Annotated in this window: 20 protein-coding genes; 13 read left to right on the top strand and 7 right to left on the bottom strand. The window is 51.5% G+C overall.

Going from position 1 to position 20,626, the window contains the following annotated elements; translation table 11 throughout:
- Window positions 1-25: 25 nt before the first annotated feature.
- Window positions 26-1,321 (bottom strand): class II D-tagatose-bisphosphate aldolase, non-catalytic subunit, encoded by a 1,296-nt coding sequence (locus tag OCV63_RS14715; RefSeq protein WP_158365058.1) that lies wholly within the window; start codon window positions 1,319-1,321, stop codon window positions 26-28.
- A 111-nt stretch (window positions 1,322-1,432) separates the two neighbouring features.
- Window positions 1,433-2,572, bottom strand: coding sequence for an N-acetylglucosamine-6-phosphate deacetylase (nagA, locus tag OCV63_RS14710; RefSeq protein ID WP_158365057.1), 1,140 nt, complete (start codon window positions 2,570-2,572; stop codon window positions 1,433-1,435).
- A 223-nt stretch (window positions 2,573-2,795) separates the two neighbouring features.
- Here nagA and OCV63_RS14705 point away from each other — a divergent pair, with 223 nt between their 5' ends.
- Genes OCV63_RS14705 through yajC form a run of 3 tightly spaced genes read left to right on the top strand, consistent with a single transcriptional unit; the run spans window position 2,796 to window position 4,714 of the window.
- Complete coding sequence (locus tag OCV63_RS14705; protein WP_158365056.1) at window positions 2,796-3,974, top strand: SIS domain-containing protein; 1,179 nt, start codon at window positions 2,796-2,798, stop codon at window positions 3,972-3,974.
- A gap of 18 nt (window positions 3,975-3,992) precedes the next feature.
- Window positions 3,993-4,427, top strand: a complete 435-nt coding sequence (locus tag OCV63_RS14700; RefSeq protein WP_158365055.1) for a PTS sugar transporter subunit IIA — start codon at window positions 3,993-3,995, stop codon at window positions 4,425-4,427.
- A gap of 2 nt (window positions 4,428-4,429) precedes the next feature.
- The gene (gene yajC / locus OCV63_RS14695; protein ID WP_158365054.1) at window positions 4,430-4,714 is read left to right on the top strand and encodes a preprotein translocase subunit YajC; all 285 of its coding nucleotides are present in this window, start codon (window positions 4,430-4,432) and stop codon (window positions 4,712-4,714) included.
- A 74-nt stretch (window positions 4,715-4,788) separates the two neighbouring features.
- Here yajC and OCV63_RS14690 read toward each other — a convergent pair whose 3' ends face one another.
- Entirely contained in the window at window positions 4,789-5,988 is a 1,200-nt protein-coding gene (locus tag OCV63_RS14690) for an AraC family transcriptional regulator (RefSeq protein WP_158365053.1), read from the bottom strand.
- A gap of 218 nt (window positions 5,989-6,206) precedes the next feature.
- Here OCV63_RS14690 and agaV point away from each other — a divergent pair, with 218 nt between their 5' ends.
- From agaV to OCV63_RS14675, 3 genes are all read left to right on the top strand, one after another.
- A complete protein-coding gene (gene agaV, locus OCV63_RS14685; protein ID WP_158365052.1) occupies window positions 6,207-6,683 on the top strand; it encodes a PTS N-acetylgalactosamine transporter subunit IIB in 477 nt (158 codons plus the stop codon).
- Window positions 6,684-6,750: 67 nt separating this feature from the next.
- A complete protein-coding gene (locus tag OCV63_RS14680) occupies window positions 6,751-7,560 on the top strand; it encodes a PTS mannose/fructose/sorbose/N-acetylgalactosamine transporter subunit IIC (RefSeq protein WP_158365051.1) in 810 nt (269 codons plus the stop codon).
- Window positions 7,550-8,371: a PTS system mannose/fructose/sorbose family transporter subunit IID gene (locus tag OCV63_RS14675; protein ID WP_158365050.1), complete on the top strand. Its 822-nt coding sequence runs from the start codon at window positions 7,550-7,552 to the stop codon at window positions 8,369-8,371. Before OCV63_RS14680 ends, OCV63_RS14675 begins: the two co-directional genes overlap by 11 nt.
- Window positions 8,372-8,657: 286 nt before the next feature.
- On the opposite strand, the gene OCV63_RS14670 is transcribed toward OCV63_RS14675, so the two are convergent.
- Window positions 8,658-10,064 carry an amidophosphoribosyltransferase gene (locus OCV63_RS14670; protein ID WP_158365049.1) on the bottom strand — a complete coding sequence of 469 codons (1,407 nt, stop codon included), beginning with the start codon at window positions 10,062-10,064 and terminating at the stop codon, window positions 8,658-8,660.
- A gap of 235 nt (window positions 10,065-10,299) precedes the next feature.
- On the opposite strand from OCV63_RS14670, the gene fba reads away from it, so the two are divergent.
- The 3 genes from fba to OCV63_RS14655 all read left to right on the top strand — a co-directional run bounded on the left by fba (window position 10,300) and on the right by OCV63_RS14655 (window position 12,563).
- Entirely contained in the window at window positions 10,300-11,238 is a 939-nt protein-coding gene (gene fba, locus OCV63_RS14665) for a class II fructose-1,6-bisphosphate aldolase (RefSeq protein WP_158365048.1), read from the top strand.
- A gap of 239 nt (window positions 11,239-11,477) precedes the next feature.
- On the top strand, window positions 11,478-11,984 hold the full coding sequence (locus tag OCV63_RS14660) for a DUF2752 domain-containing protein (RefSeq protein ID WP_158365047.1): 507 nt from the start codon (window positions 11,478-11,480) through the stop codon (window positions 11,982-11,984).
- Between the two features lie 186 nt (window positions 11,985-12,170).
- Window positions 12,171-12,563, top strand: coding sequence for a hypothetical protein (locus OCV63_RS14655; protein ID WP_262670894.1), 393 nt, complete (start codon window positions 12,171-12,173; stop codon window positions 12,561-12,563).
- On the opposite strand, the gene OCV63_RS14650 is transcribed toward OCV63_RS14655, so the two are convergent.
- Window positions 12,560-14,122 (bottom strand): MATE family efflux transporter, encoded by a 1,563-nt coding sequence (locus OCV63_RS14650; protein ID WP_262670893.1) that lies wholly within the window; start codon window positions 14,120-14,122, stop codon window positions 12,560-12,562. The genes OCV63_RS14655 and OCV63_RS14650 overlap by 4 nt on opposite strands.
- A 59-nt stretch (window positions 14,123-14,181) precedes the next feature.
- Between OCV63_RS14650 and OCV63_RS14645 the strand changes: the two genes are divergently transcribed.
- On the top strand, window positions 14,182-14,742 hold the full coding sequence (locus tag OCV63_RS14645) for a manganese efflux pump (protein WP_262670892.1): 561 nt from the start codon (window positions 14,182-14,184) through the stop codon (window positions 14,740-14,742).
- Here OCV63_RS14645 and OCV63_RS14640 read toward each other — a convergent pair.
- Window positions 14,731-17,271, bottom strand: coding sequence for a cation-translocating P-type ATPase (locus tag OCV63_RS14640; protein WP_158365045.1), 2,541 nt, complete (start codon window positions 17,269-17,271; stop codon window positions 14,731-14,733). The genes OCV63_RS14645 and OCV63_RS14640 overlap by 12 nt on opposite strands.
- Before the next feature lie 364 nt (window positions 17,272-17,635).
- On the opposite strand from OCV63_RS14640, the gene guaA reads away from it, so the two are divergent.
- Together guaA and OCV63_RS17795 are read left to right on the top strand one after the other, a co-directional pair.
- Window positions 17,636-19,213, top strand: a complete 1,578-nt coding sequence (gene guaA, locus OCV63_RS14635) for a glutamine-hydrolyzing GMP synthase (protein WP_158365044.1) — start codon at window positions 17,636-17,638, stop codon at window positions 19,211-19,213.
- A 254-nt stretch (window positions 19,214-19,467) separates the two neighbouring features.
- Window positions 19,468-19,584, top strand: a complete 117-nt coding sequence (locus OCV63_RS17795) for a putative holin-like toxin (protein ID WP_416862063.1) — start codon at window positions 19,468-19,470, stop codon at window positions 19,582-19,584.
- Between the two features lie 146 nt (window positions 19,585-19,730).
- On the opposite strand, the gene OCV63_RS14630 is transcribed toward OCV63_RS17795, so the two are convergent.
- The gene (locus OCV63_RS14630) at window positions 19,731-20,258 is read right to left on the bottom strand and encodes a helix-turn-helix domain-containing protein (RefSeq protein WP_158365043.1); all 528 of its coding nucleotides are present in this window, start codon (window positions 20,256-20,258) and stop codon (window positions 19,731-19,733) included.
- Between the two features lie 154 nt (window positions 20,259-20,412).
- Here OCV63_RS14630 and OCV63_RS14625 point away from each other — a divergent pair, with 154 nt between their 5' ends.
- Window positions 20,413-20,616, top strand: coding sequence for an ICEBs1 excisionase (locus OCV63_RS14625; protein WP_440322897.1), 204 nt, complete (start codon window positions 20,413-20,415; stop codon window positions 20,614-20,616).
- The last annotated feature ends 10 nt before the right edge of the window (window positions 20,617-20,626 follow it).

Here is a 20,626-nt window from a genome sequence, read left to right as displayed (position 1 = left end):
TTAAAGTTTCAGATTTCAGAAAAGCTTACAGTGCTACTGCGTACTCATAGTCCATCATAAAGTTGGTCACGCCGTCCATGGCCAGCTCTCTCGGGTCAAGCTCCAGCTCGCCGTCGCGGACCTTATTGTAGGATACCGGCATGTACTGGTGGAGCATGTTCATCGGAATCTGGTATTTACGCAGGTTCTCGAAAAGCTTATCCATAGCTTCCGTTACCTCCGGCTGGCCGATGTAGTAGCGCGCGCGGTCAGAGAAGCTGTATTTTCTGGCCAGTGCCAGCTGCTTGTCGTCGCCGTGGTAGTGTTTCTGCCAGTTGGCCGGGTTTTTCAGCATGACTTCGTCCAGAGTCTCGATGAAGTGTGCCTGCTCTGCTTCCGGAACCAGCTCCTTCTCCATGAAGCTTAAAGCAAACAGGGCTTCGCGGAGACCGTAGGTCAGGGCCGGGCCTACCTTCAGGATGGCGATGCCGTCCTGGCACATGTTGCGGAGGCTCTCGGGGCTCTGGTAGTCTGCGGAATGTCCCTCGAAGCATACCTCCGGGTATTCTTTCAGAGCTGCGCACAGGTCTACGGCTGCGTCGTGGTCATACAGGAAGACCTGATCGTCGCCGAACTCTACGCCGGGCTGTACGACCACTGCGATGACGTCGTTCATGCCATCCTCGATGCCTTCTTCCTTGAAGACGCGGCGGTAGGTGGCTACGGTGTCACGGAATGCGTCGGGGCTGGTAACTGCCAGGGTATCCTCTGCTTCCTGAGCGCCGCCCGGGATAGGTACTTCGGAACCAATGACGAAGACGGGGCGCATAGCGTCCGGCTTTTCTGCCTTCAGTTCTTCGTAGCCCTTCATAGCGGATTTATAAAGGATGGCGCCGCGGCGGGCGATGGTCTCAGTGGAGAGAAGTCCTTCCGGATCATCAGCTACTTTCATGCTGGTGTCAAGGTGAATCTTGGTGAAGCCTGCCCGGGCATACTCATATACCAGTTCAATGGATTTCTCCATAGCCTCTTTCTCCGGCAGATTCTGCCAGGTCAGCGGTCCCAGGTGATCGCCGGCCAGAATCATCTGATTCTCCGGTACGCCGATTTTCTCTGCCATCTCAAGAACCATTTTATAGAAATCCTTCGGCACCATTCCGGTGTAACCGCCGTACTGGTTTACCTGATTGGCAGTTGCCTCGATGAGCACCGGTCTGCCAAGCTTCTTCGCGCGGCGCAGTGCCATCTCAAGCACCAGCGGGTTGGCGGTACAATAGGAAGGAATGCCGGCTTTGATGCCATTTCTGCGGTCTTCCATCATTTTCTGAAGTGGGTGTTTCATGGTGATAATCCTCCTTATATAAACGGGTAATATAAACGGTATAAATGCAGCCCTATTATAATCATAATGACTGAAAAATGCAATCAAAAAGTTAGTTGTTATAAACTGAATTTACAGCTGCGCTTCGCCTCTGCAATAGGTCTGTGCCACGCTGTAATCTTTCTCCAGAACTACGATGTCAGCGTCGTATCCTACGCCGATAGCGCCCTTGTGATCGTCCAGACCCAGGCAGCGGGCCGGGTTGATGGTGCAGGCGTTCAGAGCGTAGTTGAACGGAATCATGGCTTCCTCTACCAGGATGCGTAAGCCCTGATTCAGGCACAGAGTGGAGCCTGCCAGACCGCCGGTGGAGGTCAGGTGGGCGCTTCCGTCCTCGTAAATGATGATCTCATTTCCGCCGAAGATGTATTTGCTTCCGGCCGGAGAACCCTTGGCCATCAGTGCGTCGGAAACCATGATGCTGTAATCCGGTCCCTTGGACATGAAGTAATTATTCAGGGCTGCCGGTGTGGAATGGTTGCCGTCGCAGATAATCTCGCCGTACATGGTGCGCAGGCGGTAAGCAGCGCCTACCAGGCCGTTGTCGCGGTGCTTGAACGGAGTCATGCCGTTGTATACATGGGTCATGGAACGGGCGCCGTGTGCGTACGCCATCACGGCCTGCTCGTAGGTGGCTGCGGAATGTCCGATGCTGACTACCACGCCGTTCTCGGTGAGGTAACGGGTCAGGGCGAAATCCTCATCGGTCTCAGTAGCCATGGTGATGTATTTGATATGACCCTTGGCAGCTTCCTGATAATGCTTAAACTGCTCAATGGTGGGTTTTACGATGTATTGCTCGGGCTGAGCTCCCTTGTAGACCATATCCAGATACGGTCCCTCGAAATGGATGCCGAGGATCTCAGCGCCTTCGTAACCCTCGTCCATGACCTTTGCCACATTAGCTACAGCGTTCGTCAGAACCTCCTCGCTCTGGGTAATGGTAGTTGCCAGAAATGAGGTTACGCCCTCGGTTACGATGTTTTTCGTCCAGTTGCGCAGACCCTCTTCATTGGCGTCGTTGGTGTCAAAGCCGAACGCGCCGTGGCAGTGGATATCCATGAAGCCCGGAACGATGCGGAGATCGCCATAGTCCTTGTCGACAGGTTTGCTTCCATAAGGAAGCACTTCTGTAATCTTACCATTTTCAATCTGAATTTCAGCAGCGATAAACTGATCTGCGATCCAGACCTTTTTACTTTGAATCAACATAATAAAAATTCCCTCCTGTTTTATTTCCTGAATTGTAGCCTAACCTTATTATAACACCCGATTTTAAAATGAATTTGCATTTTTTAGGACAAAGATTATGAGTTTTAGTACCTGTATTGTTTTTTAAATTTGGTGTACTATATAATAGTAGCAGATACGGGAACTCCACATGAGGTGCGCCCGAAACCACAAAAAACAAATATGAAATAAGGGGGAAAATGAGATGACCATTTTCAATGTAACCGATGAAAAAATGAAAGAAACATCTTCCACATTTACGCTGACTGAGATTCATCAGCAGCCGTCTACCTGGAGAAAAACCTGCGCGCAGATTAAGGCATGCAAGGATGAGCTTCAGAAGTTCATCGACCAGGTTGTAAAGCAGGATGATTTCGATATCGTTCTGACCGGAGCAGGAACCAGTGAGTTCGTAGGAAACTCTCTGTATCAGGCGCTGAATCAGAAGTATAATTATAAGGTAAAGTCCTTCGGAACTACAGACCTGGTTCCGTCACCGGAGTGCTTCCTTTCCGCAACTAAGCCGACTCTTCTGGTAAGCTTCGGACGTTCCGGAAATTCACCGGAGTCCTTGGGCGCAGTAGAGAACGCTGAGGCAGTCTGCAAGAACCTGTATCATCTGTTCGTAACCTGCAACCATGAGGGAACACTTTCCAAGCTGGCCAATGACAGACATAACTGCTTTGCCATCAACCTGACGCCGGAGACTCATGACCAGTCCTTCGCTATGACCTCCAGCTTCTCCAATATGTATCTGGCAACTTACTTGGCATTCAACCTGGATCGCCTGGATGAGATCTGCGAGGCAGTTGAGAAGATCGCTGCAGCAGGTGAAGTATTCCTGGATCAGAACTGGACCATCGCAAAGACGATCGTAGACGAGTTCGATTTCAACCGTATCGTATATCTGGGAACCGCAAGCCTGAAGGGCGTATCCCAGGAGTCCGCTCTGAAGATGCTGGAGCTGACAGCCGGTAAGGTAGCAACTATGTTTGATACACCGCTTGGCTTCCGCCATGGCCCGAAGTCTATTATTGATGATCGCACACTGACTGTCGTATACTTAAGCGACAACGAGTATCAGAGACAGTACGAGATCGACCTGATCAAGGAAATGGGCCCCCAGAGAAAGAAGAACCGCATCGTAGCAGTGATGAATACTCCTTGCGAAGCAGTCAAAGGTCTGGTAGACTATACCGTAGAGATGCATATCGGTCAGTCTCTGGAGAACGTGCTGCTTGGCTTCAACTACATTACCTTCGCACAGACTCTGGCAGTCCTGAAGTCTCTGTCCTTAGGTATCACACCGGACAACCCCTGCCCGACAGGTGAGGTAAACCGTGTCGTGAAGGGCGTAACCCTGTATCCGTACACAGTAAAATAATTTCGGAGGACAAAGATTATGGTAGGATTACTGATTACCGGTCACGGCCATTTTGCCACAGGACTGGGCTCTAGCCTGCGCCTGATTACCGGCAATACAGAGAACATCGAGTATGTGGATTTTGAAGCAGATCATTCCACAGAGACACTGGCACATAACCTGAATCAGGCATTTGATAAGCTGAAAGACTGCGACGGCGTACTGGTACTTTCCGACCTGGCAGGAGGTTCACCCTTCAAGACAGCGGTAGAGTGCAAGTTTGCGAGACCGGATCAGAAGATCGAAGTGATCGCAGGCTCCAACCTGCCGATGCTGATTGAAGGCTCCATGTCCATGGGTATCTATGACAACCCGCTTGACATGGCAGAGGCTCTGATCCCGACCGGAAAGGATTACATCATCCGGTTTGAGCTGGCCGAGCATAATGACGACACAGAAGAGGATGGTATCTAAGTATGAGTATTAACTGGGAAGTAATTGGATGGACCTGCATTACACTGGCATTTATCATGGGCATCATTGCTCTGGTATTGGCTATTATTTCCGCAAGAAATGTAAAAAAGCGCCGTGGCGAGCTTGCAGAGGTGCATACGGAGCTGAAGATTGGAAGCCAGGTGATGTTTGGCGGCGGTATCTACGGCAAGGTCGTAGGAATCGAAGACGAGACAGTCAATGTCGAGGTGGCAAAGGGAACCGTCATTAAGATTTCCCGGTTTGCGATCCAGTCTCTGGAAAATTAAAAAGTACAAAAAAAGCAGGAGGCTTTCTTAAAATAAGAGAGTCTCCGTTTTTTGTACTTTTCAATAACATATATTTAGTTGGATTTGTAAATCGTTTTGGCATACTCGCTGGGCGCCATGTTGTACTTTTGGGTAAAGGCCCGTGAAAAATAGTGAATGGAATTGAAACCGAGCATCAGAGCAATTTCGCTGATGGTGTACTTGTTTTCGCAGATCATCTGGCGGCTCTTTTCCAGCTTCAGCTCGTTGATGTATTTTTTGGGCGGCATGTCCATATTTTCCTTGAAAAGAATCTGCAGGGAAGAACGGGACATGGAGAACTTCTGGCAGATCTCCGCAATGGTGATGGGCTCGTAGATAGTTTCGTCGATGTAAGCGAGAATCTTTTCCAGAAGCTCATCTTCATAATGCTGCCGGGCTGTCGTTACGGGCTTCTCAGACTTCTGACCGATAAATTCCGACTGAAGCAGACGGATGACAGTCTCCTGCAGCAGGCAGAGCATCAGGCTGTTCATGTAGGGAATCTCCGACGTGCTCTCAGACACGAAGGTCTTGATCAGGGTGTAAATTTTCTTATCATAAGAGAAAACCTTATTTAACAGCAGCTCGTAATGGGTGCTTTCCACATCGTAGACGATGGTTTCCATATCGAAAATAATGGTAACATAGGAACAGGAATGGCCTTCCGCGATATTCTGGTTATGAAACTGACCAGGTCCGTAGATCATCAGCTCCTTTTCCCGAATCGTATATTCCTTTCCGTCTATTTCTGTCATCAGCTCGCCCCGATCCACGTAAGTCAGCTCAAAATAGCCATGAGTCTCGCCCTTGAAGGTGTAGCCTGAATTCCGGATATTGTAGTAATAGCCGAGAATCTCGCTGATACGCACGCGGGGAAGAATCCGGCGGAACATATAGGGGGAGGGGAGTGTGTCCAAAGAGTAGCTATAGTCTGTAGTAGCAATCATCTTGCAGGTGATGTTGGAAGTGACGGCGATGAGATTCCAGTACAGTCCGGGCTTCAGCCGCACGTTACGGTGTACGGCAAATTCCTGCAGATGCATCGTATCAAGGGTCTCGCCCACCACGAGGGCGGCCATGCCGCTCTGCAATTCCAGGCAGACCTCGCAGTCAAAATGGTAAAGCTGATTGAGGTTTCGCTTGGCAATCAGGTGCAAATCGCGGCTGATCATGCCGGAGTCCGCAGGAGAGACAGGCTGATCGTAGACAGAACCAAAACGTTCAAATTCCAGGCTGGATGTCTTTAATTGCATAAATTACCTCCATATATGAAACCTATTATAGCGTTTTTTTGTCAAAATGTCCAGAAAGCAACGAAGTAATTCTAAAAAAAGAATAAATTTGATTAACAGAAACTAAAAACAACACGAAGTCAACTAAAAACTACAAATACAAAATGAATCAAACGAGATATAATAAAATCACCTTGAAGGGGATTTTCGGGGTACATCATAACAAGGAGGGAATGAAAATGCCCAATATCGTTTTAACACGAATTGACAACCGTCTGGTTCACGGACAGGTTGCCACACAGTGGTGTGGAACCATCGGCGCAAACTTAATCCTGGTAGCCAATGATGAAGTAGCTGGAAACAAGCTTCGTCAGGGACTGATGGATATGGCTGCTCCGGCATATGCTTCCATGCGTTACTGGACTATTGAAAAGACCATCTCTACTATTCACAAGGCATCTGATAAGCAGCTGATTTTCATCGTATGTGAGAATCCGCAGGATGTACTGAAGCTGGTAGAAGGCGGCGTGCCGATCAAGAAGGTAAACATCGGCAACATGCATATGGCAGACGGCAAGCGTCAGGTTGCAGGCTCTGTAGCTGTAGACGACGCAGATGTGGCTGCATTTGCAAAGCTTCGTGATCTGGGTGTGGAGCTCGAGATTCGTCGTGTTCCGACCGAGGCAGCGGAGAACATTGAGAAGCTGTTCAAATAAGTTGTGAATTCCTATGAGGGGGATTTTAAGCAGCTTTATACTTATTGGAAAGGAGATTGTATAAATCATGAGTTTTAATGCAATTCAGATTTTACTGGTTGCTGTATGGTCCTTCATCGTGGCCATCGACCAGTTCGACTTATTGGAATCTCTGTACCAGCCTATCGTAACAGGAGCAGTCATCGGAGCAATCCTTGGTGACCTGCAGACAGGACTTATCGTAGGTGGTACTTATCAGTTAATGACTATCGGTAACATGCCGGTTGGTGGAGCTCAGCCGCCTAACGCCGTAATCGGTGGAATCATGGCTACTGTATTCGCTATCTCTTCTGGTCTTGACACCAGCGCAGCAGTTGGACTTGCTGTTCCGTTCGCTCTGATCGGTCAGTACATGGTAACTCTGCTGTTCACCGTTATGTCCCCGCTGATGTCTACAGCAGACAAGATGGCTGAGAAGGCAGATGCAAAGGGTATCGTTCGTCTGAACTACCTGGCTATGGGCGCTCTGGGACTTCTGTTCGCTATTGTTTGTGTAGCTGGTCTGCTTGGCGGAAGCGCACTTGGCGAGACTCTGACCGCTATTTCTGAGAAATACGCTTGGATCATGACTGGTCTCAGCACCGCTGGTGGAATGATGCGTTTCGTTGGATTTGCTATTCTGCTTCGTATCATGCTTTCCAATGACCTGTGGGGAATCTATTTCGCAGGTTTCACACTTGCTACTATCATTGGCTACATCCCGGATCTGAGCGGTTCTGCTCTGCTTCTGGTAGCTTTTGTTGGTATCGCAATTGCACTGTACGACTTCCAGACTCGCGTTGCTATTAAGCAGAACGCTGGAAATGGTGGAAACGGAGGTGAAGAGGATGGCATCTAATGCTACAACTTACAAGAATTTAACACCGGCTCAGCCGCTTGACAAAAAGACTCTTAACAAAATGGTATGGCGTTCTCTGAATCTGCAGGGTTCTTTCAACTATGAGAGAATGCAGGCAGCAGGATGGCTTTACTGTATCCTTCCGGGACTGGAGAAAATCCATACCGATAAGGATGACCTTTCAATTTCTATGCAGCACAACCTGGAGTTCTTCAATACTCATCCGTTCCTGGTAACATTCGTAATGGGTATTGTACTTTCTCTGGAGCAGCAGAAGGCAGACATCAACATGATTCGTTCTGTACGTGTTGCAGCTATGGGACCCCTGGGTGGTATCGGTGACGCTCTTTTCTGGTTCACTCTGGTTCCGATTACAGCAGGTATTACAGCGAACATGGCTATCAACGGTTCTATTGCAGGACCTATCCTGTTCCTGTTAATCTTCAACATTGTTCAGATGGCTCTGCGTTTCTTCCTGATGAACTGGTCCTATGAACTTGGTTCTAAGGCTATCGAGATTCTGACCGCTAACGCAAAAGAGTTCACTCGTGCAGCTTCTATGCTGGGTGTATTCGTAGTTGGTGCTCTGACATCTAACTATGGTGGAACAACTGTTGCCCTGACCATCGAGAACGGCGATAGCCCGATCGTTATCCAGAGCATTCTGGATGGCATCCTGCCGAAGCTGATTCCGCTTGGCATTACTCTTGGCCTGTACTTCCTGATTAAGAAGAAAGGCTGGACTCCGGTAGCTTGTATCGGACTTCTGCTGGTAGTAGGTCTGCTGGGAGCACTGGTAGGAATCTTCTAAGGTATTTGAGAATTACATAGTGGCTTATGCTTCTCTCAGGAGAGTGATATAGGCGACGGTTATGATAACCTGAAATCCCAGAGAGGGCGCTGTTTTCCGGCTTGCCGGTGAGCGGCGCCTTTTCTTTTTGTGAAATAATGCCGCTAACGCGACCTGCCGCAGGCAAGCAAAGCTTGCAAAGATGCGCACTCCTTTTTTATGCCAGAAAAACACACCCCGTCTGTCAGGCGAATTGGCGCCGCAGGCGGGGTGTGTTTTTATAGTTGGGTGATTCGGGAGTTTTGCCTTACTCCTCGCCGTCCCAGCAATAGGTACAGAGCTTACTCTTGTCCAGGCCGGTGGCTTCGATGAGGTCATCCAGACGATTGAAGCGTAGGGTGGTGAAATTAAGCTGACGACGGATTTCTTCCTGCATGGCTTCGTAGCGGGCCGATTCGGGGTCGGCGTATTCCTTCAGGATCTCGTCGGTGACATGGCCGTTTTCCAGTTTTTCAATGACCCGGCGGGAGATCAGCTCCATTTCCGAGGTGGAGCGGGAGAAGTTCAGGTATTTGCAGCCGTACAGGATAGGCGGACATGCAGGACGGATATGGACTTCTCTGGCTCCGCTGTGGTACAGAAATTCCGTGGTTTCACCCAGCTGGGTGCCGCGGACGATGGAGTCGTCGATGAGCAGCAGGCTCTTGCCTTCGATCAGGTCGTGGACCGGGATCAGCTTCATTTTCGCGATCAGGTTCCGTTTGCTCTGGATGGTCGGCATGAAGGAGCGGGGCCAGGTGGGGGTGTACTTAATAAAGGGGCGGGAGAAGGGAATCCCCGAAGCATTGGAGTAGCCGATGGCTGCTGCCAGACCGCTGTCGGGGACGCCTGCCACGGTGTCCGGCTTCACGTTATCCCGCTTTGCCATGAGCTCGCCGCTGCGATAACGCATTTTCTCCACGCTTAAGCCTTCGTAGGTGCTGGATGGGTAACCGTAGTAGACCCACAGGAAGGTACAGATCTTCATGTCCTTTCCGGGGGTAATTAGGGTCTTGTAGCCTTCCGGGGTGATCACGTCCACTTCGCCGGGTCCCAGGACATGTTCGGTATCGTAGCCCAGATTCAGATAGGCAAAATCTTCGAAGGAGACACAGTAGGCCTCCTCTTTCTTTCCGATGACCAGAGGCGTCCGTCCCAGGCGGTCACGGGCCGCGTAGATACCCTTGGGGGTTAGGATCAGGAAGCTTAAAGAGCCGTCAATCTGTTCCTGGGCATAGCGGATGCCGTCGATCAGATTCAGCTTCTGGTTGATGAGGGCTGCCACCAGCTCGGTGGGGTTGATGTCGCCCCCGCTCATTTCCAGAAAATGGGCATTTCCCCTGTCAAAGATTTGCTTTGTGAGATCTTTGGCGTTATTGATGCGGCCTACGGTGGTGATGGCGAAGGTGCCGTGGTGGGAACGTACCAGCAGCGGCTGGGGTTCGTAGTCGGAGATGCAGCCTACGCCTAAGTTTCCTTTCATTTCCTGCATATCCCGGTCGAATTTAGTACGGAACGGGGTATTCTCGATGTTGTGGATGGCACGGTCGAAGCCATTTTCCCCATAGACGGCCATACCGCCCCGGCGTGTTCCCAGGTGGGAATGGTAGTCGGTTCCGAAAAACAGATCAAACAAACAGTCGCCTTTGGATGCGACGCCAAATAATCCTCCCATAATTTCTCCCTTTTTCTTCTTTATGATTATAGTAAAAATGATGTGTCAACATGTATAACGGTAGCACAGATTGATGGATAAGTCCAGAAGTTAGAGGAAAAATGACATATTTATCATTATATGAACGAAAAGTCTGTTTTTACACATTTTTTTCAAATTTTGCATTGATGAAAATACAATTTTGTAGTATACTAAGCACGATCCTAAAAATATCATGTAAAGTGAGGAGATAATCATGGCATTAGTTACAACAACAGAGATGTTTAAGAAAGCCTATGAGGGCGGTTACGCTATCGGTGCTTTCAACGTAAACAACATGGAGATCGTTCAGGCTATCACTGAGGCAGCTGGCGAGCTGAAGTCCCCGGTTATCCTGCAGGTTTCCGCAGGCGCAAGAAAGTATGCAAACGCTACTTATCTGAGAAAGCTTGTTGAGGCAGCAGTGATCGAGAACCCGGATATTCCGATCGCTCTGCATCTGGACCACGGCGCAGATTTCGATATCTGCAAGTCCTGCGTAGACGGTGGATTTACTTCCGTTATGATCGATGCTTCCAAGTATCCGTTCCAGGAGAACATCGAGATCACAAAGAAGGTTGTTGAGTATGCACATGCTCACGGCGTAGTAGTAGAGGCAGAGCTTGGTAAGCTTGCTGGTATCGAGGATGATGTAAAGGTTTCCTCTGAGGATTCTTCTTACACACAGCCGGAAGAGGTTGAGGAGTTCGTTGACAAGACTGGCGTTGACTCTCTGGCAATCGCTATCGGTACAAGCCACGGCGCATTCAAGTTCAAGCCGGGCACAAAGCCGCAGCTTCGTTTTGACATCCTGCATGAGATTGAGAAGAAGATCCCGGGATTCCCGATCGTTCTTCACGGCGCTTCCAGCGTACCGCAGGAGTATGTAAAGATCATCAACGAGAACGGCGGAGCTCTGAAGGACGCTATCGGTGTTCCGGAAGATCAGCTGCGTGAGGCTGCAAGATCTGCAGTTTGCAAGATCAACATCGACTCCGACCTTCGTCTGGGCCTGACAGCAGGTATCCGCGAGGTTATGTTCGCTCATCCGGACTACTTCGATCCGAGACAGTACCTGACCGTAGCTCGTCAGAACGTAAAGGATGTTGTAGCTCACAAGATCCAGGATGTTCTGGGAAGTGCAGGAAAGGCTTAAGTCTTACTGACGAAACCGAATATTTCAGAGGACCGCAGAAGAATCTGCGGTCCTCTTTGTTATGGAATAGGAAATTCCGATAGAATTCCCTATTCCATAAAAGCAAGCAAAGCTTGCAAAGATGCGCACTCGGCGCAGTGGTAGATGGTTGCCAAGGCAACCGCGCCTCGGCGCGAGAATGTGCCAATGGCACATTCTTTTTTTTATAGCGGGGAAAATGAGTGATTGGGAGGAACTCTATGATTCAGCGTATCAGGTGTGGCGTCAGGCTGTTTGGAAAGGACATTCGCGCACTGCTTCCGGCGATTTTGGCGCTGGCGTGGTATTGGCTCGTGACGCATCTGCTGTTTGACCGCTTCTGTCCCATGCAGATTTTACTGGGACTGCCCTGTCCGGGGTGCGGGATGACCCGGGCATTTATGCTGGTTCTGACAGGGCGTTTTGCGGCGGCCTGGAGCTTACAGCCGCCGGTGTACGGGTGGATCGTGGCGGGCGCCTGCTTTGGAATACAGCGATATCTGGTGGATAGCGTGGGGGCAGAGTGTGCCGGTTCTGCGGAAATGGAAAGTGGAAAAGGTTCCTCGGATGTGGAAAAGCAGCGGACCAGACGCGCGAAAATGTGGATATGGGTTCTGCTTGTCTTGCTGGTCTGGGGCGTCGGACTGTATCTGTGGCGGGTGCTGCATGGTTTCCCGGTGAGTGTGGAAGATCCGGGGCGAACCCTGTATGAAGTCCTGACTGTGTGAGGCGCCCCGGGAGCTGCCGGCAGCAAGCATTCAGGTATCGGCTGCGGAGTAATTGCAAAAAGTTAAGGTTTTATGAAGTGTATTGTCGAGACAGAGGAAACATGGTACACTGTGGAAAGATACAAAAGGAAACAGCCGCCTGGGATGTGGGCGACGCAAGATTTGTGAAGAAGAGGGAGAAACGCCATGGATGATATATATCATAACGACGCAGTGAATCACACAATGGAAGATAACACAGAAAACACAGCTGAGAATGGTTATCAGCAGCCCTGTCAGGATTCGTATCAGCGTCCGGTCGAGGAACAGTTACGTTACCAGTATCAGGAACCGGAATCCGATCTGGAAGAGCCGGTTAGTGTGGGTGAATGGCTGGTCAGCATGCTGCTGATGCTGATCCCCTGTGTGAATATTGTGCTGATGTTTGTGTGGGCCTTCAGCAGCAGGGAGAAGAGGAGCAAGTCCAATTATTTTAAGGCTACATTGATTTTTGCAGCGATTATTCTGGTGATTTACATCATTTCCATTGCTATCTTTGGCGTGGCCATCAGTTCCGCGATTGCGAACGCGAATTTCTAGTTTTGATTTTTAAATTCGACTGGAAGCCAGCGGTTGGAACTGTATTCCTGGAATGAGATGATAGAGTTCAGGAACCAGCCCAAGGGAATGGCGTACCAGACAAAGGCAGCGCCGAAACGGGGAGCCAGGATGGCGGCGAAGAGTACACGGAAGGTCAGATTGGCCAGGTTCGCCAGGGTGAATATTCCCATGTCAGCGGCGCCGCGCAGAACCCCGTCGGTACACATTTTCAGGCCGATGAGGGCGAAGAAGAAGCCGATGAAATGCAGGTACTGCACACCGATTTTCAGGGCGAGTTCCGTCCCGCCAGAGCCGAGAAATGAGACAATCAGCGGACGGGCGGATAACAGAAGAAAGATACAGAGGAGTACGGCAAAGCAACCGGTGAGCGTGAGCGCGGCACGGTAGCCCTGGCGTACTCTTTTTATATAGTGATAAGAAGTCCCGAGATCTGGATCAGGGCATATGAGGCTTTTTTCAGCTGTAGCAGAAGTCTGAAAATAGAGCTCTGTACGGATAGCAGCTTTGCCGGCTGCCCCCAGATTCTGGGAAGTATAGGCGGACATGGCCTGCCCCAGGGCCGACATGGGGACGATGCAGAAGCTCTCCACCCTGGAAGCCGCCGAATAGCCCGCCAGCACCTGGGAGCCAAAGGGATTGATGACTGCCTGGACCAGCATGGCGCCGATGGAGACGGTGGCCTGCTGGAAGATGGAGGGGAGGGCAATGCGGGAGATGGCGGCGAGCTCGGTGGGGCTGAACAGGGTGATGGAAAGGGCAGAGTGATGCTCTGTGCCGTCGGACATCGGATGTACAGGCATTTCAGAGTCCGGGTTTTGGCGTAAAGGAGATTCCGCTATGGATTTATCGCAGGAATCCGTAAGGGGATTTGAAGTGGTACATTGCTTCAGCGTCCGGCGAAACAAGGCGAAGGACAGAACTGCAGACACGCCCTGCGCAGCCAAGGTGGCCCAGGCTGCCCCGGCGATGCCAAGCTCCAGCCCACAGACCAGCCACAGATCCAGGACGATATTCATCGTCGAAGAACCGAGCAGCAGATATAGCGGCACCCGGGAGCGCCCCAGGGCGTTGAACATGGCGGAAAGCACATTGTAAAGGAAGAGAAAGGGCAGGCCCAGGAAATAGATCTGCAGGTAGGCGAAAGCCATCGGCAGTACATTTTCCGGCGTATGCAGGGTCTGAAGGATGGACATACAGAAAAAGAGGCCGAAGGCGGCCAGCAGCAGGCTTAAGAGCAGAAAGGCCAGCAGCGCTGTACGGACGCAGAGCCGGAGCTTTCCGTATTCCCGCGCGCCGAAATATCGTCCGGTCAGCACGCCCGCGCCCACGCCGCCGCCGATGGCGATGCAGATAAACACATTGGTCAGGGCATAGGAAGCGCCGATGGCAGCGAGAGCTTCTTCCCCCACGAAACGGCCCACAATCATGGAGTCGGCCATGGTATAAAACTGCTGAAACAGATTACCCGCCATCATGGGCAGGGCGAACAGCCAGATTGCCCGCAGGGGCTTTTCCCGAAGTAAATATTCCTTTTCCACAATCACAGCTCCTTTCCCCGGAATATGATACAGTAACCCAAATGGAATCTGGTGGAAGTATGTTTTCTGTTCTGGCACAGATATTTCTACTGGCGGCGGCCCTGTCGGCCGATATCTTTGCCGCCGGTTTCACATATGGAGCGGGCGGGATCCGGCTGTCTTCCGCGGCAGCGCTCCTTCTAACCACTCTGCCCGCGGTGGTGTTGACCCTGTCCATGGGGCTTGGTGGCGCAGCGGGAAGTTATTTCCCGGAAATCCTCGGACGAATTCTGGGGGCGATTCTGCTGGCAGCTCTGGGGGTCTGGAACCTGGCGGACCGCTCCGTCCACGAGGAGGTAACCCGGGCGGACAAAAATCAGGATCGCTTCGTGACCTGTCCGGAGGCGCTGGCCCTGAGCGCAGCTTTGTCACTGGACAGTCTGGCGGGCGGCGTGGGCGCAGGCACGGGCGGAGTAGTATACCTGGCGGCAGCCTTTCTATTCGGCGTGTTGACCGGCCTGACAGCTCTGTTTCTGGGAGAACACGCCGGGAAATGCGTCAGCGGCCGCATGAGGTTCCGGCCAGGTCAGGTGGGCGGAGGGGTGCTGTTGGTGCTGGCGGTGTTAAAATTACTTTGTTAAAATCAGAAGCTCATGGGCCAGCAGCGGCGCAGCCGCCAGCAGAATCAGCTGCATCCATTCTTCTGGGGTCAGACGACAGGTGCCGAAGGCTGTCACAAAATACGGAAATTCCGTCACCAGCACCTGCAGCCCGATGCCAATGGCGAAGGCGGCCAGCATCAGCTTATTTTCCAGATGGTTCATACGGAAAAAGCTGGTTTCCACGTCCCGCATCCCCACCGCGTGGAAAAGCTGGGAGATGCCAAGTACCGTGAAGGCGTAGGTCTGACAGCGGGTCAGAAGCTGTGGCTCGGCAAGCAGCAGGCGCAGGTTCGTCAGGCTCAGTGTCAGCCCATTGCCGCGAAGCTCTGCCACGGGCAGGCAGAGAAAGGCCGCCGTGCTGATAAAGGCAATCAGAAAGCCGTAGAGGAGCGTGCAGGAAAGTCCTCCTGCGGCGAACAGATTCTCATCCTTCGGGCGGGGCGGCCGGTGCATGAAATGAGACGGATCCTCCGGATCCACGCCCAGGGCCAGGGCGGGCAGGCTGTCGGTAATCAGATTGATCCAGAGAATGTGGCTGGGCTTCAGAGGCGGGCTGAAATTCAGTAGAATCGCCGCCAGCATGGTCATGATTTCTCCGAAATTCGAGGAGAGCAGGAAGAGCACAGCTTTCTTGATATTGGCGTAGATGCCACGGCCTTCGGCGATGGCTTTGGCGATGGTGGCGAAATTATCGTCGGTCAGGATGAGATCGGCGGCATTTTTTGCCACATCGGTGCCGGTGACGCCCATGGCTATGCCCACGTCGGCGGCTTTCAGGGAGGGCGCGTCATTGACGCCATCGCCGGTCATAGCCACGATGTGGCCAGAGGCCTTCAATGCCCGAACAATGCGCATCTTATGTTCCGGAGACACCTGGGCGAAGACCGAGCAGCGCCCGGCCTTCCGGGCAAATTCCCGATCCGGGAGGGCGTCGATCTGCGCGCCGCTCAGGCAGTCCGCAGGCTTTGTGGCGATTCCCAGCTCCCGGGCGATCACAAAGGCCGTATCGGGTCGGTCTCCGGTAATCATGACGGTCCGCACGCCCGCTTTCCGGAAATCCCGCACAGCCTGTACGGCTTCTGGGCGGATAGGATCCATCATTCCGGCGGCGCCGAGAAAGGTCAGATTTTGCTCCTTGGGTCGCCGGTCGCCTGTGCGCATACCGATGGCTAGCAGCCGAAGCGCCCGAGCAGACAGGGTATGCAGGGCGGCTTCGATGGTCCGGCGCATGGGCGGATCCAGAGGCACGGCGCGGCCATTCAGCAGAATGGTGTCACACCGCCGCAGGATCTCATCGGGAGACCCTTTGGTATAGGAAATGGAGCCGCTGTCCCGGCGGTGCAGGGTCGTCATCATTTTCCGCCCGGAATCAAAGGCGATTTCCCCGATGCGCGGCTGATCTTGTTCTAAGGCAGGACGGGAGAGGCCGAAGCGTCCGGCCAGATCGAGAAGGGCCAGCTCGGTGGGATCGCCCAGGCGGGAATCCGTATCCAGGACGGCGTCGTTGCAGAGGGTCAGTCCGGTGAGAAAAAGCCAGTCACGCTCCGGATGGAGTCTGGCGGCTTCCAGGATGTGCCCGTCGGTCCAGCAGGCGGTGACGGTCATGCGGTTCTGGGTCAGAGTCCCGGTCTTGTCGGAGCAGACCACGCTGACACAGCCGAGGGTTTCCACACTGGGGAGACGCTTCACGATGGTATTGACGCGGACCATGCGGGAGACACTTAAGGCCAGCACCAGGGTTACCACGGCAGGCAGACCTTCGGGAACAGCGGCCACAGCCAGGGAAATGGCCGTAATCAGCATTTCCGGGATATCCCGTTGCTGGAGGACGGCAATGGCGAAGAGCAGGGCGCAGAGGAGCACAGAGACAATGCTTAAGACGCGTCCCAGGTCGGCCAGGCGGTGCTGAAGCGGCGTGGTTTCTGTGTGCTCATTTCCTATCAGACGGGCGATGCGGCCCACCTGCGTGTTCATGCCGATGGCTGTGACGACGCCCTCGCCCCGGCCGTAGGTCACATTGGTTGACATAAATGCCTGGCTGTGGTCGGCCAGATCCTTTTCCACCGGGACAGATTCGCCGGTCAGGGCGGATTCCTCGATTTTCAGGTTGGTGACGGAGGTCAGGGTCAGATCCGCCGGAACCTGTCGTCCGGCGTCCAGGCAGACGATATCGCCGGGAATCAGATCAGGGGCCGGGATTTCCACGATCCGCCCATTTTCCCGGATGAGGGCGGTGGGGCTGGTCATCTGCTTCAGGGCGTCCAGGGCCTTTTGGGCCTTGCCCTCCTGCACGACACCGACGCACGCATTTACCAGGATAACGGTCAGGATAATGACGGCGTCGCTGAACTCCGAAAGGAGCATGGAAATGGCTGCAGCCATGAAGAGTACGAAGATCAGCGGGTCGTTCAACTGCTCCAGAAAGGTTTCGATGGGTGTTTTCCGGTGGCCGTCGATGAGAATATTTTGTCCGCGCCCAGGCGCGGCGGGGCTGTCAGCGTATTTCATAGGGCAAGTATCCTTTCCTGTTTGTCTTAGGATATGAAAAAAAGGACAAAGGTATACCAGATTTCGGGGTTGCCAAGGGTGGGTTGATCGCCTATAATGTAATAGAAACAGTTCAGGCATACTGCTGTGCAGCCAGATTTTATGCTTGCATAAGAATCTGGCTGTATAGCAGTATGCACTAAGTGCCATGATATAAGCAAAAATGAGCTGCGCAGCAGCGGGGAGCTCCGCATATATGCGAAATTACGCGAAAGCGTGATACCTGTGCATCGCGAAGCGTGTTACGGCGAACGAAGTGAGCAGTAACGTTTTTTTGCGAAGGCGCGCTGAACGTACGTTATCATAAAACAGGAGGATATACGGATTGAATAGAGAAATGGTTATCGTTCTCGATTTCGGCGGCCAGTACAATCAGCTGGTGGCGCGCCGCGTCAGAGAATGTAATGTATACTGCGAAATCTACTCTTACAAGACCGATATCGAGAAGATCAAAGCCATGAATCCCAAGGGAATCATCCTGACGGGAGGACCAAACAGCTGCTACGAGCCGGATTCACCGACTTACACAGACGAGCTGTTCAAGCTTGGTATTCCGGTTCTGGGTCTGTGCTACGGCGCTCAGCTCATGAGCCATGTGCTCGGCGGCAAGGTGGAGCGCGCGGACGTAAGAGAATACGGTAAGACTGAGGTGCTCATCGACAAGACAGCATCCAAAGTATTTGAGGGCGTGAGCCCGAAGACCATCTGCTGGATGAGCCATTTTGACTATATCTCAAAGATAGCGCCCGGCTTCGAAATCACAGCCCACACCGCAGACTGCCCGGTGGCAGCCGCCGAGGACGAGGCGCATAAGCTTTATGCGATTCAGTTCCATCCGGAGGTGCTGCATACCGCTGAGGGAACGAAGATGATCAATAACTTCGTGAAGAATGTCTGCCAGTGCGCAGGCGACTGGAAGATGGACGCTTTCGTAGAGAACACGATCAAAGACATCCGTGCGAAGGTTGGCGACGGCCGTGTACTGCTGGCCCTGTCCGGCGGCGTGGATTCCTCTGTGGCGGCAGGACTTCTGTCCAGAGCCATCGGCAAGCAGCTGACCTGTGTATTTGTGGATCACGGTCTCCTTCGTAAAAATGAGGGTGATGAGGTAGAACAGATCTTCGGACCGAACGGCCAGTTTGACCTGAACTTTATCCGTGTCAACGCCCAGGAGCGTTACTATAAGAAGCTGGCAGGCGTGACTGAACCGGAGGCAAAGCGTAAGATCATCGGCGAGGAATTCATCCGTATTTTCGAGGAAGAGGCGAAGAAGATCGGCGCTGTGGATTTCCTGGCCCAGGGAACCATTTACCCGGACGTGGTAGAGAGTGGTCTTGGCGGAGAATCCGCAGTGATTAAGTCCCACCATAACGTAGGCGGTCTTCCGGATTTCGTTGATTTCAAGGAAATCATTGAACCTCTGCGGGACCTGTTTAAGGACGAGGTCCGTAAAGCGGGTCTGGAGCTTGGCCTTCCGGAAAGCCTGGTATTCCGTCAGCCCTTCCCGGGTCCCGGTCTGGGTATCCGTATCATCGGCGAGGTCAATGCCGAGAAGGTACGTATCGTCCATGACGCTGACTTCATCTACCGGGACGAGGTAGACAAGGCGGCCGCAGCTTACAAGAAGGAACATGGTGAGAACCCGAAGTGGCTGCCGAACCAGTACTTCGCAGCTCTGACCAATATGCGTTCCGTAGGCGTTATGGGTGACGAGAGAACCTATGATTATGCCGTAGCGTTAAGAGCGGTGAATACCATTGATTTTATGACCGCAGAGGCAGCAGAGATACCGTTTGCGGTGCTGCAGAGCGTCATGAGCAGAATTATCAATGAAGTGCGGGGAGTGAACAGAGTATTCTATGATCTGACCAGCAAGCCGCCTGGAACGATTGAGTTTGAGTAACGGACAGAACCCTGGAAATGCTGATAGAATGGGCATTTCTGGGGCCTTTTTATGTGGATTGGCTCTAAAATGGCTCTAATTAGGTGATGAATACTGGGGTTATGGCGGGTATCATGATACCTGCAAAGAATGATTGCTATTCCTGAATCTTCATGCTACAATACATCTACAGAAAGTGCCTATGACAGGGTGAGGTAGCCTCCCGAGTTTATGATACCGGGCAACCGGAATACATAGGAAGGGAGGTGGCGCCGATGACAGCTTATGAGATCGTTTCGATTTTCATTGGGATATTAGCATTATTGATGTCCTTTGGAAGCTTGATTGTAGCGTTGCTTGCCTTTCTCGATAAGAGAAACAAGCGAAAATAAAAATGCCTATCCTGTCTGACCCACAGGATAGGCGGTGTCCGTAAGGACATTTCTTTAGCCTAAACTCGGAGCATCCACCATTGGAGTGGGTGCTTTCTGTTTACTTAAATACTAGCATCTTATGTCTGATAATTCAAGGGTTTTCTTTAATTCGGATAAAGTTTTACAGAAATCCCAGTAGTCCCCTTTTTCACTATCATGCTATCATCCAGCAAATGATTTCTGATTTCTTCCATGTTATTTTCAAATTCCTGGCGTTCTTCAATGGAGGGCTTTTCTTCACTATTCTCAAAATCTGCTTGTACCTGTTTAGCACGAAGATATGTACATAATTTCTGGTTAATGGCAGGATGAACAAAAGAAATTTTTAGAGTGGAGGGAATGTAATTTCCATTCCTATCCTTTTCAGCCTCAAAATGCATATCTGTCTGTTCATCCATTTTAAAGAGCAGGGACAGGACATCAGATACGGTTTCAATGTCGAAATCCATGAAAATATTGATACTGATACCCAGCGCATTTGCAATTTTCAGAAGCTGATCTGGTTTTGGGTTGCGTATACCATATTCGTATTTCTTGATAGTTGCAGGGTTTATACCAGACAGTTGTCCAAGCATATCCTGTGAGATTCCACGCATGTTCCGAAAATATTTAATCTTTTCTCCAGTAGTCATGGAAATGGCTCCTTTCGGTTTGATATTCCTATTTTATCACAAAAGAACACATTTGTGCACATAAAATTAAAAAACACTTGACAGACACAAATGTGTACTATAAAATACGAATAAAGGAACACAAAAGTGTACCGGAAAATAACAGGAGAAAGGAATGAGGAGAATGGAAAATACGAAGAAAATGTATGTAACTGCAACGGAAGCGGCGGAGCTGCTGGGAGTATCTAATGGATATGCTTATAAAATCATTCGGGGGTTGAATGACGAGCTGAAAGCGAAAGGATACAGGACAATCAGCGGTAAGGTTCCTACGAAGTATTTTGAGGAAAAGTTTTACGGATTGACGGTAGCTGTGTAAGGAGGTGGTT

The sequence above is a fragment of the Laedolimicola ammoniilytica genome, from assembly GCF_025567165.1.
Taxonomy (GTDB): Bacteria; Bacillota; Clostridia; order Lachnospirales; family Lachnospiraceae; genus Laedolimicola; species Laedolimicola ammoniilytica.
The sequence above is the reverse complement of the archived record's forward strand: the minus strand, read 5'-3'. Positions and strand labels throughout refer to the sequence as shown.

Excerpts from the sequence above, each read along its gene's own strand:
- OCV63_RS14715 (WP_158365058.1), bottom strand. The coding sequence starts at position 1,321 with ATGAAACACCCACTTCAGAAAATGATGGAAGACCGCAGAAATGGCATC.
- nagA (WP_158365057.1), bottom strand. The coding sequence starts at position 2,572 with ATGTTGATTCAAAGTAAAAAGGTCTGGATCGCAGATCAGTTTATCGCT.
- OCV63_RS14705 (WP_158365056.1), top strand. The coding sequence starts at position 2,796 with ATGACCATTTTCAATGTAACCGATGAAAAAATGAAAGAAACATCTTCC.
- OCV63_RS14700 (WP_158365055.1), top strand. The coding sequence starts at position 3,993 with ATGGTAGGATTACTGATTACCGGTCACGGCCATTTTGCCACAGGACTG.
- yajC (WP_158365054.1), top strand. The coding sequence starts at position 4,430 with ATGAGTATTAACTGGGAAGTAATTGGATGGACCTGCATTACACTGGCA.
- OCV63_RS14690 (WP_158365053.1), bottom strand. The coding sequence starts at position 5,988 with ATGCAATTAAAGACATCCAGCCTGGAATTTGAACGTTTTGGTTCTGTC.
- agaV (WP_158365052.1), top strand. The coding sequence starts at position 6,207 with ATGCCCAATATCGTTTTAACACGAATTGACAACCGTCTGGTTCACGGA.
- OCV63_RS14680 (WP_158365051.1), top strand. The coding sequence starts at position 6,751 with ATGAGTTTTAATGCAATTCAGATTTTACTGGTTGCTGTATGGTCCTTC.
- OCV63_RS14675 (WP_158365050.1), top strand. The coding sequence starts at position 7,550 with ATGGCATCTAATGCTACAACTTACAAGAATTTAACACCGGCTCAGCCG.
- OCV63_RS14670 (WP_158365049.1), bottom strand. The coding sequence starts at position 10,064 with ATGGGAGGATTATTTGGCGTCGCATCCAAAGGCGACTGTTTGTTTGAT.
- fba (WP_158365048.1), top strand. The coding sequence starts at position 10,300 with ATGGCATTAGTTACAACAACAGAGATGTTTAAGAAAGCCTATGAGGGC.
- OCV63_RS14660 (WP_158365047.1), top strand. The coding sequence starts at position 11,478 with ATGATTCAGCGTATCAGGTGTGGCGTCAGGCTGTTTGGAAAGGACATT.
- OCV63_RS14655 (WP_262670894.1), top strand. The coding sequence starts at position 12,171 with ATGGATGATATATATCATAACGACGCAGTGAATCACACAATGGAAGAT.
- OCV63_RS14645 (WP_262670892.1), top strand. The coding sequence starts at position 14,182 with ATGTTTTCTGTTCTGGCACAGATATTTCTACTGGCGGCGGCCCTGTCG.
- OCV63_RS14640 (WP_158365045.1), bottom strand. The coding sequence starts at position 17,271 with ATGAAATACGCTGACAGCCCCGCCGCGCCTGGGCGCGGACAAAATATT.
- OCV63_RS17795 (WP_416862063.1), top strand. The coding sequence starts at position 19,468 with ATGACAGCTTATGAGATCGTTTCGATTTTCATTGGGATATTAGCATTA.
- OCV63_RS14630 (WP_158365043.1), bottom strand. The coding sequence starts at position 20,258 with ATGACTACTGGAGAAAAGATTAAATATTTTCGGAACATGCGTGGAATC.
- OCV63_RS14625 (WP_440322897.1), top strand. The coding sequence starts at position 20,413 with ATGAGGAGAATGGAAAATACGAAGAAAATGTATGTAACTGCAACGGAA.